This window comes from Janthinobacterium sp. GW460-12-1-14-LB5 (assembly GCF_059423585.1).
Map to the genome: position 1 here is coordinate 115,370 of NZ_JBWKYD010000011.1, position 12,412 is coordinate 127,781.

Annotated in this window: 4 protein-coding genes; 2 read left to right on the forward strand and 2 right to left on the reverse strand. The window is 64.1% G+C overall.

The window, feature by feature from the left end; translation table 11 throughout:
- The first annotated feature begins 74 nt into the window (after window positions 1-74).
- On the forward strand, window positions 75-2,393 hold the full coding sequence (locus AC07X6_RS13415; RefSeq protein WP_494791282.1) for a T6SS effector phospholipase Tle3 domain-containing protein: 2,319 nt from the start codon (window positions 75-77) through the stop codon (window positions 2,391-2,393).
- A 110-nt stretch (window positions 2,394-2,503) separates the two neighbouring features.
- Entirely contained in the window at window positions 2,504-4,126 is a 1,623-nt protein-coding gene (locus AC07X6_RS13420) for a type VI lipase adapter Tla3 domain-containing protein (protein ID WP_494791283.1), read from the forward strand.
- Here AC07X6_RS13420 and pbpC read toward each other — a convergent pair whose 3' ends face one another.
- Window positions 4,127-6,223 (reverse strand): penicillin-binding protein 1C, encoded by a 2,097-nt coding sequence (gene pbpC / locus AC07X6_RS13425; RefSeq protein WP_494791350.1) that lies wholly within the window; start codon window positions 6,221-6,223, stop codon window positions 4,127-4,129. It lies immediately after the preceding gene.
- 17 nt (window positions 6,224-6,240) lie between these two features.
- Window positions 6,241-12,018 carry an alpha-2-macroglobulin family protein gene (locus AC07X6_RS13430; RefSeq protein WP_494791284.1) on the reverse strand — a complete coding sequence of 1,926 codons (5,778 nt, stop codon included), beginning with the start codon at window positions 12,016-12,018 and terminating at the stop codon, window positions 6,241-6,243.
- Window positions 12,019-12,412 lie beyond the last annotated feature (394 nt).

Consider the following 12,412-nt stretch of genomic DNA (forward strand, 5'->3'; position numbering starts at 1 on the left):
AAAGTTTGCGTAAGCGCAACTAATCCGCCATCGCGCCTCTCTACACTGTCCTGACTGGTCAGCATGGAGCGGCGATGGCGTATCCCAAACTTCCCTACACCAGCGGCAAGAGTACCGCCCTGCTCCATTGCGGCCGCATGCAGGACGCCATCGTGCGCATCCGCCCTGAGCTGCCCGGCAACATCATCGTCATCCATGGCGTCAACGATGTGGGCACCAGTTTCGGCGCCGTGGAAAAGGGACTCTGCCAGGGACTCGACGCGCGCATGTATGGCGGCGGCCACGTGTTCACCCCGGCCGCCTACCGCATGCCGCAGGCGTCCGACAAGAAGGAAGCCTTGGCCGACCCGGACGACGTGTTTTTCAAGCGCCAGCCTGACGATACGACGTACAGCCCCGTGATCCCGTTTTACTGGGGCTTTCGCGAACAAGGCAACGCCAGCAAAATGGTCAACGGCCAGAACACGGACCGCTACGGCAACCGCCTGGACAAGGACATGTCGAAGAATGGCGGCCCGTTCGGCAATGCCACCAACACCCTGCCTGACATGTGGAACAAGGGCTTGTTCTCGCCGTACGACGTGGGCGGCGACCCCGTGCGGCCCCTGATGACGGCCCCCGGGCGCATGTACATGGTGCTGGCCGCCAAGCGCCTGGCCGCGCTCATCGCCATGATCCGCGATTACGACAGCAACGACGTGGTGTCCATCGTCGCGCACAGCCAGGGCTGTCTGATCTCGCTGCTGGCACAGGCCTTCCTGCTCGACGAGGGCAAGCGGCCCGCCGACACCTTGATCCTCACGCACCCACCCTACAGCCTGGTGGAAGACACGACCATGTTCTTTGGCGCGGCGGAATCGAGCCGCATCTTTGGCGGCGGCCGGGATGCGGTGATGGAAGAGCAATACGATGCCATCGACAACCGCCAGACCCTGCATGCGCGCCTGCAGACGCTGGTGCAGATCGTGCAGGGCGTGGTGGCAAAAAAGCATGCCACGCCCGCCTTTGCGCAGATCAAGGATCATGCCGTCTGCCATGGCATGGCGGGCGCGGCATGGCGGGCGGAAGCGGACCGCGACAACCGGGGCAAGGTCTACCTGTACTTCTGCCCCGAAGACATGACGGTAGCGCTGGACAATATGCAGGGCATCGGCTGGCAAGGCATACCCGACTACATCGACGGCCATGCTCTGTCCAGAACCAAGGGCAAGACGGACAAAAGCATCTGGGGCGACGGCCCCACCTGCTGGGAAAAGGAATTCCAGCGCCGGCAACCGCTGGCGGAACTGCGTAAAGGATTCTACCAGCGCGTCTTCACCAACAAACAGCGCCTTGACGCGGCTGGCAAAAACAATGGGGCCGTGCTGGTCGGCCAGCCGCCGCACGACTTCGCCCTGCGCCTGGAAGGCGAGGACGACCACGCCCACGTGGCCGGCGCCAACCACGGCCATCGCGGCAACCATGACGAGGCGCAATGGCCGCCAGTCAAGCCCGGCAAATGGAATATCTTTTCCACGGCAGCGGGCCGGCGCGAAGGCTTGCGCTCGATCAATGGCGAAGCGCTGCGCGCGCCCAGGGCGGCCGTGCTGGACGGCGGCGAGATCCGCCCTGGCCAATTCCCCAAGGATTCCGACCAGGCCAAGCTGCCGCGCGACCAGCAAGGACCGTGCGAAGAGGTCGACCCGATCGACGCGGCCATTGCGGTAACCAGCAAAAAAGGTTTGCGGATGCGCAAGCAGGAAATCATCGCCGATCCCCGGCCGCTCAAGCATCGCATTCCCGAGTACGGCGTTGGCATGTTCGGCGCGGGCGAGCGCGAGCAGGTGGAAAAGGCCCTGAACCTGGGCAAGGAAGCGGGCGACAAATGCAGGATAGACCGCGTTTCGCGCCATCCGGGCGGTGGCGACAAGCTGATTGTCGACCGCGAAGAGACCCCGAACGAGGCGCGCAAGCGCTGGCAGAACGAGGTCAGCCCCAAATCCTTCCACGGCGCCATCATCGGCAACGCGGAAAACCACCGCAATGTGACGGCGTATGACGTGGCCATTGGCAGCGGGAAGGCGAGCAGCGATCCGCAGTTTTACCGGTATTTGTGTGCGGTGGCGGATTGGCGGCTGCAAAACGACAAAAAAAATCCTATAAGAAAATCCATCCTGAGATGGGAGGATTTCATGAAAAAATTTGCAATCTATTGGGCTGCAGAACCTCTACAACGCAAGCAAATCATTGAAGGTAATGCACATTACTACAGTTCGGGAGACTTACCTGCCTTTGTGCCCGCACTGCAAGCAGGCCTGCCGTCTACCGTCGTTTGTGAAACAGTGAATGGCAGGCGTACCGAATCGGTCGTCACTCCTTTTGTACATAAAGCCAGCGATGACATTCCAAGATGAAAAAAATTTTCCCGAACTTGCTCTCTCCCTTCTGCGTAACCCTCGCATTGATGACTCTGCTATTGCTTGGGTTTGTATTGATCAGTCCTACTTATTTACAGGAGTCCACGATGAGCAGCAAAATATGGCGCCACCTGCAATGGCTGTTGCTGATCCCGCCCATCGTCGCGGCTACATTGCTCGGTTCTCGCTGGCTGCATTCGTCCAAGCCTGTGGCCGTCGCACAGCCGCAAGTGCAACAGGCGGCGCCCACCGAGCAGGACAAGCGGGAATATGTGCTGGAAGTCATCGGTCTCGGCGTCACTCTGGACAAGTATCGCCAAGGCAAGCTGTGGGAAGTGCTGCAGCAGGGAAATGCCTATGCCAGCATCCGCGAACAGGACAAGGAAAAATACACCTGGGACGCCATGCAAAGAGCTGGGATAGCAGGTGGCCGCGGCGGCGACACGCTGGAGAATGGGGCGAGGGATACTCCCATGTATTTCGGTGTTCCCGTCTTTAACGCGGAACCACCTATCTTCAATTCGCGCATGCTGGATCGCCCAGATTCGCCAGCCATAGGCTTGGCAGGTGGCGCCACGTCATCCGGTATGCACTGGCACTTGTTTGCCTCCGGTCCGCGCCGCCTGAGCGAACACCCAGACCGCATACTGGAAGACGTATTCGCCTTCTTCGATGCCCATCCCGACGTGCCCTACATCGTGCTCAATTCGGAAGACAGCATGCCCACGCGCGATCTGTACAGCCCGGACAACTCGCCACCGCTCACAAGAGACGGCCGCTACATCCCCGAAATGCCCGACGCCTCCGCCCTGTTCGTGCTGGCCCGGCGCGAACGCATCGATGCCGTGCGCAAGTTTGCGTACGACGATGCGCCGCCCGAGGACAGCGTCGACGATTTGAATACCTACGGCGTGGCGCGGCGCCTGTATTTGGCCTACTATGATTTGATGGGCACCGTGCCACAGGCACGCCTGGAAACTGATCCCACAGCCATCACCCGGCGCCAGCCCAGCATCGCCGAATGGCTGCCCGTCGCCGCGCAATTCGCCCGGCGTTCCGACATCCGCGGCACGGGCAGCTTCAGCATGCTCGACAGGCTTCAGCACAAGACCTATCAGCCGCCGAAAGACTGGCAGCCCACGCCCTGGTTTCCCCTGCCGTTTAACAAGGAACAGCTGGCGCAGCTGGACCGCCTGCCCACCTTCGGCTTCCTCCACCGGCCCACTTTTATCAAATTGACGGATGAACACGGCAAGCCGCTCACGCGGCGCGACCAGCGCGAACACGCCCTGCAGGCGGGCTGGCAGCAAGCCTTGCGCAGCCTGCCGGAAACCGAACGTCCCGCCGCGCCGGCGCGCCTGGTCGCGGCCACCGGCGGCAATCAGGCGCAGCTGCTGGCGCTGCACAAGACTTTGCTGAAACATGCGGAAGATGGCGGCACGGAACTCGACAGCGGCAACACGGCGCAATGGATCGATACGGACCGGCGCCTGGGCAACACGGGCGCGGCCACCCTGTTCGTGCAGATGGCCATCGGCGTGATGGGCAGCTACCGCGATGGCGGCGTCAGCGCGGTGGTGAACCTGCGCAATCCGGACGAGGCGACCATCGTGCTGGTCAGCCCGCCATCGGAAGAAAAACGCCGCACGCAAAAACACCCGCACGGCGGCGATGTGCTGCGGCACTACGTCACGCCGGCCATCGACCCGGCGAACTATCCATCGAATTGATTATTTTCCCTGTGCGGCCAGCTGCGCCAGGGCATTGCCCCGCACCTGGAATGCCACCTGCGCCACCGTCTTGCCAGCGTCATCGACGAGGGCCAGCGCATGCTTGCCCGGCACGGGGCGCCAGCTGATGCTCTCCGCTGCGCCGCCCATATCCTTGCCGTCGAGCACCCAGCGCAAGCCGTGGCTGCCTTGCGCCTGGAAGAACACGCGCTGCAGGGCGGGCGGGATGTCGGGGTCGATGGCGAGGATGCTGTCCTCGGCCGGATACACGATGGCGGGCGGCTTCACGGTGTCGCCCACGACGGCGATGACGGGACTTTCCGTCCCGGCAATAAACCATTCGCGGCGCGGCGCTTCCAGCGCGGGCTGGTAGGCCACCATTTGCTGCAGCACGCCTGGCGGCGCTTTCGGGGCATGGCTGGGCACGTTCCTGTGCAAATAATCCATCACGTCGCGCCACACGGGCGCGGCGCCTGTCACGCCCGACACGTCCCACATGGGCTTGCCGTCGAAATTGCCCACCCACACACCCACCGTGTAGCGCGCCGAGTAGCCCATGCACCAGTTGTCGCGCATGTCCTTGCTCGTGCCCGTCTTGACGGCGCTCCAGAAATTCGTCCCCAGCTCGTTGCGCAAGCCAAAGGTCATGCTGCGCGCGGCACGGTCGGCCAGGATATCGCTCACGATGAAGGCGGCGCCCGACTCCATCACGCGGCGCCTGTCCTTGCCAGCCTGCCCCGGCTGCAGGCTGGCTGTGCTGTACAGCCCGCCATTCGCCAGCGCGCGGTAGGCGTTGGCCAGTTCCAGCAGGGTTACTTCCGACGAGCCCAGCGCCAGCGACGGGCCGTAGTATTCGGCCGGTTCCGTCAGGCTCGACAGGCCCACGTCCTTGAGGCGGTTATAAAAACCGTCCTGCCCCGTCAGCAGCACCGTGCGCACGGCGGGAATGTTCAGGGAACTGGCCAGGCTGGTGCGGGCGCTGACGTAGCCCTTGAAATTGCGGTCGTAGTTTTGCGGCGCATACATGCCGGACGCCGTGGCGACGTCGAGCGGCGAGTCGTCCATGACGGAGGCGGCCGTCATCAGGCGGCGCTCGATGGCCAGTTCATACAGGAATGGTTTTAAAGTGGAACCGGCCTGGCGCAAGGCCGTCACGCCATCGACGTGGCTGCCGCCCGCATTGCCCACATAGGCGAGGATCTCGCCGCTGCGGTTGTCCAGCACGATGATGGCGCCGTCGTTGACATTGCGCTCGCGCAAAGATCCCAGCTGCTGACGCAGGTTTTCCTGGGCGAAACGCTGCAGCGCACCGTCGAGCGTGCTGGCGACTTGCGCGCCCGGCTGCTTCAGCAGTTGCTGCGCCACTTGCGGCGCAGGCGCCAGGTCGGCGTACAGGGCCGTGCGCTGCAAGGCCGTTTGCACGCGCTGGCCGATCAGCTGGCAGCTGCTGTCCATGCGCCACTCCTTTGCCAGCGCGCAGGCGCGGCGCGTGACGGCGGCAGGCGGCGCATTCGGCGCCCGCACGAGGCTGGCCAAAATGATGCCATCCGTCTGGTTCAGGCCCGACGGCGCCTTGCCAAACAGGCTGTACGAGGCGGAGGCGATGCCCTGCAGCTCACCGCGGAACGATACGAGGTTCAGATAGGCCTCGAAAATCTGCGCCTTGCTCCAGCTATCCTCGATGGCCTGCGCGGCGCGCATCTGGTCCCATTTCTGGCGCAGGCCGCGTCCGCCCGAGGACGCCTGCAAGTCAGCATCGAGCTGGCCCGCCAGCTGCATGGTGATGGTCGAGGCGCCACGGGCTTTCTTGGCAAACAGATTGTCCCAGGCGGCCGTGGCCAGCGCGGACACATCCACGCCGCCATGGCGCATGAAGCGCTGGTCTTCCGCCAGCAGCACGGCCTGCTGCAGGGCGGGAGAAATATCGGCCAGCGGCACCCATGGCAGGCGCCGCACCTTCATGTCCACGCGCAACGATTGCAGCGGTGCGCCGCCGCGGTCCAGCAACTGCGCTTCCGAACTGCGGTAAGCGGCCTGCACCTGGGCCGGCGTCAGGACCGCCTCGGCGAAGACCGGGCTGGCCAGCAGGCAGCCCATGATCAAGATCAACCGCTTCACTGGCCCACCTTGACATTCGCGTTCGGCGCTTCGCCAAACATCTCGGGCGAATACATGGCCTCGATGCGCGTGGCCGGCAGGCTGAAATCCCCGGCATTGTTCAGGCGCACCGTGTATTCCACGCTCCAGTTACCCTTCGGCACAAACGCGTAATAGGCGCGGAAGGCGTCGAAGGCCCGTTCCTCGAACGTGGGCCAGACCCAGCCCGTGGATTTTTCACCCGCCGTCAGCAGCTGCGAATCGCGGCCCAGGCCATTGCCCAGCACGCTGGCGCTGGCCGGGATCGGGTCGTCGACCACCACCCAGCTCATGTCCGCCTGCGCCGACAAGTCCAGGCGCACGCGGTAGACGTCGCCGCGCGACCAGGCGCCCGCCGTTTTCTGTTCCACCGGCGTAATGGTTTTCTTGATCGTGTAGCCGCTGGAGACGGGCGCCTTGAGCGGGATGGCCGCCAGGCTTTGCACGGTAGCCCACGGTTTACCGGTGCCGCTGTGCGCCAGGCCCAGGGTGTCCGTGCCTTTCGGCCACGCCTGCAGCACGGGTCCCACTTTCGCGGCGCCATTCCACACGAGCGCCTGCGTATCGCTGCCCAGCTTGACGGCGCTGGCGCCCGTCACTGGCGTGGACTCGAACTTGGCCGAGAATTTGGCAATCGCCAGGGTGCCCCAGGCGTTGGCCACCGTGGTATCCCAGCGGCCCTTCTTCTGGCGGCCCATGCTGCCGCGCACCAGGCGGCCGATATCGTCCTTCCATGCCGGGTTGTCCATCACGGCCAGTAATAAACGGTTGGCGTTGACGTCGCCGGAGACCATCAGCCACCACCAGTTATCCTTGCGCTCGGTGGAAAAGCCCATGGTCGTGCCCTGGAAATTCAGGCGCGAACGCAGAATCTGCTGCGCCTCGGCCAGCAGCGCATCGCGGCGCGCCAGGCTTGGCGTGCGTTGCAGCAACAAGCTCCAGTCGATGACGGCGGACGTGGGCCACAGGTTCGGGCTGATGCTGATGCTCTCCAGCGCATCGGGCGGCACTTTATTCGAACGCGACAGCGCTTCCAGCGCAGCCAGCTTGCGCACGGCCAGGTCGGTCGTGGCCAGCGCGGAACGGCGCACGATCTTGCCCTGCACGAAGGCCGTCAAGGCTGCTTCCATGCGGTTCTTCGTTTGTTCAGGAATTGCATAGCCCGCTTCCCTGGTGGCCGACAGCACGTAGGCCGTCAAGCTGTCGCTGCCCTGCTCCATGATGGGAAAATATTTCACCAAGCCGTCGCCATCGAGGTAGGCGGGCAGGCTGGCGGCCAGCCGGTTCCACGCCTCCTGGTCTTGCAGGGCGATGGCCTTCGACGTGTTTTGCTCGAAACAGGTGTACGGGTAGGCGGCCATGTACTCGCGCACGCCGGGCAGCTCGCCGCCCAGCCTGGCGACAAAGCTCGTCTGCAGGCCGCCCCGGCCCGGCAAGGCGCCGGCCGGCATTTGCACGGACATATTGATGGGTTTGTCGATCTGCATCAAGGCGGCTTGATACGTGCGCACGGGCGTGGCCTGGCCGACTTTTTGCGTGATTTTCAGTTTATCGGAGGTGTTGCCAAGCCCGCTACCCGCGGTGTGGCTGCCCGCCTTGGCGCTGATCTCCCACACGACAGTTTGCGCACCGAGCGGCACCTGGTAATCCCAGCCCGTTTCGCGCGCTTCGCCCGCCGCCAGGGTCAAGCTCTGGCGCGGCAGCGCCTTGCCGGCCGCGCTGGCATTGAGTTCCACGCTCAGGGGGGCGGCCGAGGTGTTGCGCACAGTAAAGCCTGCGCGCAGCTGGTCGCCTTCGCGCACGAGGGTCGGCAAGCCCGACATCAAGATCAGGTCTTGCGAGCTGCGGATGTCCGTGCTGCCCGTGCCAAACAATTCCTTGCCCGCGCTGGCAATGGCAACGATGCGGAAGCCCGTCAAGGAATCGTTGAGCGGCACTTGCACGGTCGCTTCGCCCTTGGCGTCGAGCTTGACGGTGCCCTTCCAGAACAGCAGGGTGTCGAACAGCTCGCGGCTGGCGCCCTTGCCGCCGCCCCCGCCAGCCGGGAAGGCCTTGCGGCCGAAATGGCGCTTGCCGATCACCTGCATCTGCGCCGTCGCCGTTTCCACCTGCAAGCTGCGCTGTGCCATCATGGTATCGAGCAACTTCCAGCTATCGTTGGGCATCAGCTCCAATAAACCCGTGTCGACGGCCGCTAGCGCCACTTCGGCGCCCGCCGGCAGCGGCTTGCCGTCGGCGCGGCGCACGCGCACGGAGACTTCCGCCTTGTCGCGCGTTTTATATACTTCCTTGTCGGACACCACCATGACGTTCAGTTCATGCGCCTGCCACCCCACGTTCAGCGGGGCGATGCCCATCTTGTAGGCCGGCTTGCCCAGGTCCACCAGCGCCGTCGGCTGCACGCCATCGACACGCCCCCGCACGACAAACACGGACACATACACATTCGGCGCATAGTTCGGTTTGACCGGGATGGTCACCACCGGTTCCCGGCCATTGAGCTGGCGCACATAGGTGTCGAGGATGCCTTCGCGCTCGACCGTGATCAGCGCCGTGCCCGAGCGGAACGGCATGCGCACCTGCAAGCTCGCTTCCTGGCCCGGTTCATAGCGTTTCTTTTCAGGCAAGACGTCGATGCGGTCATTGTCGCTGGCGTTGAACCACCAGTCGCCGCTGCCGGCCACCCAGGTTTCGCGGTTGGCCACGGCCGCGTTGCCGGCCGCATCCTGCGTGCGGGCGCGCAACACCAGATTACCGCTGGCGGGCGCCTTCACGTCGCACATCAAGAGGCCCTTGCTGTCCGTCTTGCCCGAGCACGCTTGGCCCAGCTTGACGACTTCGCTGCTGTTTTCATACGCATAGAAGCCGCCGATCAGCCGCCGGCGGTGCGAATAGCTGTTGCGCTGGAAGAAGTCCACGGCGACCGGGGCGTTCGCCACGGGCTTGCCATTCGTGCCCAGCACGGCGACCGTGAACTTGAAGGCATCCTTGCTCAAGGCCCAGGCGTCGGGCTTGATGCCGATCACATAGTTGGATGGCCACAGCGGCACCCGTGCAGCCACCGAGGCTGTCTCGCCATTCGCATCCTGGAAAGCCATTTCCGCCACCAGGTCGCGCGGCACGGACAGTTGCGGCAACTGGTCGATGACGATGCGCGCGCCGCCGGCCTTGTCCAGGCTCAAGCTTTGCGTGCGCGCGGCCGTCGCGCCGGCGCCGGAGGGGCCACCACGGCCTTCATCCTGCCATTCGCCTTCATCGTCGTCGTAGCCCGTGCCCTGTTTGACGAAACCTTCCTTCACGTCGCCATTGCTGAAGCTGAAATCGGGATAATCGGCAAACGTCACGCTCTTGTCTTGCAGCACCGTGCGCAGCTTGACGGGCGCATTCGTGGCGGCGCCGCCGGCCAGGTACGTGATCTGCGCATCGAGGGCCAGCTGCTTTGCCTGCACGGCGGGCGCCTTCGGCCCCTGCAGCACGGCTTTCATGGTCGGCACGCGGAAGGCTTCTACGCGGAAACTGCCGGAAGGACGGCCCGCCATCGTGACGCTGTACTCTCCCTGCTTGGCGTCGGCGGGAATGAGCCAGTCGCTTTCCGCCGTGCCGCCGGCGGACCAGCGCAGCGGTAATTGATAGTTCTGGTCACTGCCCTGGTGCGTGATGACGACGGAGGTGGCGCTGCCGGGGCCGTTGTTCTTGTCGACCAGGCTCATGCCCTCGCCCGTGTGCTTGCGGATGAAATGCTTCATGTGCACGGTTTCGCCGGCGCGCAGCAAGGTGCGGTCGAATACGGTGGCCAGCAGGGTGTTGTCGGCCCGCGTGTCGTCCGTGGGCAAATTGAAACGCCAGGCTTCGATGCCGCCCACCCAGTCCGACAGGGTGAAGGTCATGTCGCCGCCGCTGCGCGCACTGATAAAGTAGCGGCCATTGTTCTTGCAACTGGAAGCGGCCAGCTCGGCGGGGATGTGCGCCACGCCGTCCGCGCCCGTGGCGCCTTGCCACAGCAGCTTGCCGGTGCAGTCGCGCACGGCCACTTGCGCTTTCGCAACAGGCGCGCCCTTGTCCAGCGACGTCACCCACACGAGCGACGATTGCGCGCCGTGCTTGAAGTGGGCCGCCAGGTTCGTCACCAGCGCGGCCGTGCGGATATACGCCGTCGTCGGTTTGCCCAGCAGCACCTTGCCGAGGATGGGGCTGGCCAGCTCGACCACATAAAAGCCCGGTTTCTGCAAAGGGATGCCGATCACTTCAAAGGTTTTCTTGCCATCGGGGCGCGGCAGGCTGATGGGGCGCGCGCCGGCGGCGTCGGCCAGCACGGATTTGCTCATGTTGCCCGCATACTGGGCGTACGGCTGCCAGTACTCGCCGCCAGCGCCATCGCCGGCCAGGCGCTGCATCCACTCGATGATGAACTTGTCGTCATTGTCGGGCACGCGCAAGGTGGCGCCCGTGGCGGCAGCGGATGGCTGGGCGACTTCCTTGCCTGACAGCACGGGCTCGATATTGCGCACGGTGACGGGCAGCAAGCCGTCGCCCTTGGCTTCGATGATGCCGAACGGGGCCGGGAACTTCAGCAGCGGCGGCTGTTCGCCCGTGCGCACCGTCATGGGGAAGCGCGCGCGGTTGAGCAAGGCGCGGCCCGCATCGTCTGTCAGCTTCGGCGGCAAGTTCAGCACGAAACTGGCTTGCACGGGGAAGGGGCCGTTGAAGGTGGCGCTATACAGGAACTCCGCCTTTTCTTCCTCTTTTGCAATCGTCGGCGCATACGTCTTGCCGCCGCCCTTCAGGGTCATGGCGCGCACCTGCGCCGCGCTCACGGGCGCGGAAAACTGCACGCGCATGGGCAGGAAGGGGATGCACTGCTCCTTCGGGTTGCTGCGCTCGCAACTGAACTTGGCCGTGAAATCGGGCCGCGTCTTGTACTGCAGGGTTTGCGCCTTGTCCGTGGCGATGCCACTGGCGCTGGCAATGCCCTCGCCCCACACGAGCGACACCTTGGCGTTGGCCGGGAAGCTGCGCTTGCATTGCAGCACCGTCACGGGCAGCGGCGGCGCGCCCTTGCTGGCGACGGGCATGCCCACTTTCCACAGCGTGCCCCGCTTCTTGAAATACACGGTCAGGTAGCGGTCGAGGAAGCTCTTGCGCAGGGTCAATACCTGCTCCAGTTCCTTGCCTTTGAGCAGACGCACGGGAATCTTTTCATTGATGCCATCGGCGCGGCAATACGCGTTGGCGGCCACGCTGGCCTCGTTCGGCGCGGCGTCCAGGCCCAGCACGAAGATCTGGTTTTCATCGATGTAGGGCTGGCCGTCATACGGTACGGCCTCGACGATGGCCGGGCCGCCCGTGGAAAAGCGGTACGCCGCCGTGCCCTGCAAGGCCTGGCCCGCCAAGTCCTTCAGCCCTGGCTTCAAGGTGAAGCTGCAGGCCACGCCGGCCGGCAAGTCGCGCTCGAAATCGTAGTTCCAGTTGCGCTCGTCTGCCCAGCGCCCCGCGCCCGCCACGACGCCAGGCTCGGCCTTGCCGCAATCGATGGCGAACGGCGCGGGCAAGCCCATGTCGCCGAAAGGCACCATCGGCGTGGCGAACTGGGCCCGTACCTGGCGCACGGCCTTGACCGTGCCGCTCGGTGAAAACAGGGCTACGCCGCTATCGGCCCAGGCCGGCATGGCCAGGCCCAGCGACAGGGACAGGGACAGACTTAGCCGGCCCAGCTTGCCAGACAGCGGGGAAGAAAAAATACGGGGACGATCAGGCACGGGTAACTCCTTGATGAAAAGTGGCGGAGCTGGCTGCGGCGTGCAAAAGTTGCCCAATGGAATCTCGGCAAGGCAGCGCGGCAGGAATACAACAGTAATGTAATATTAGTTATCAAGCTCATCATTGTTGCTAATATACAGTGGCAAGCCAGTAGCAAGTCGTACGATTGCCTCTTGCGGCGGCACCCGTCCGTTGGCGGTTGCCGCCAGTTTTTATCGAGGCAGATGAGTTTTTTTCAACAGCAAAGTATTTGTCGTGAATCTGCAACACCATTGATATACCGCAATGCTTTGTGCGCCAACGCACCGACCGGTTGAACGTGCAACCGTATTCTCTAGTCCAACAGCAGTGCATTTATCGCAAGAAAGCGCACCTGGAATTGTTGTCTATCTC

Excerpts from the sequence above, each read along its gene's own strand:
- AC07X6_RS13420 (WP_494791283.1), top strand. The coding sequence starts at position 2,504 with ATGAGCAGCAAAATATGGCGCCACCTGCAATGGCTGTTGCTGATCCCG.
- pbpC (WP_494791350.1), bottom strand. The coding sequence starts at position 6,223 with ATGGGCTGCCTGCTGGCCAGCCCGGTCTTCGCCGAGGCGGTCCTGACG.
- AC07X6_RS13415 (WP_494791282.1), top strand. The coding sequence starts at position 75 with ATGGCGTATCCCAAACTTCCCTACACCAGCGGCAAGAGTACCGCCCTG.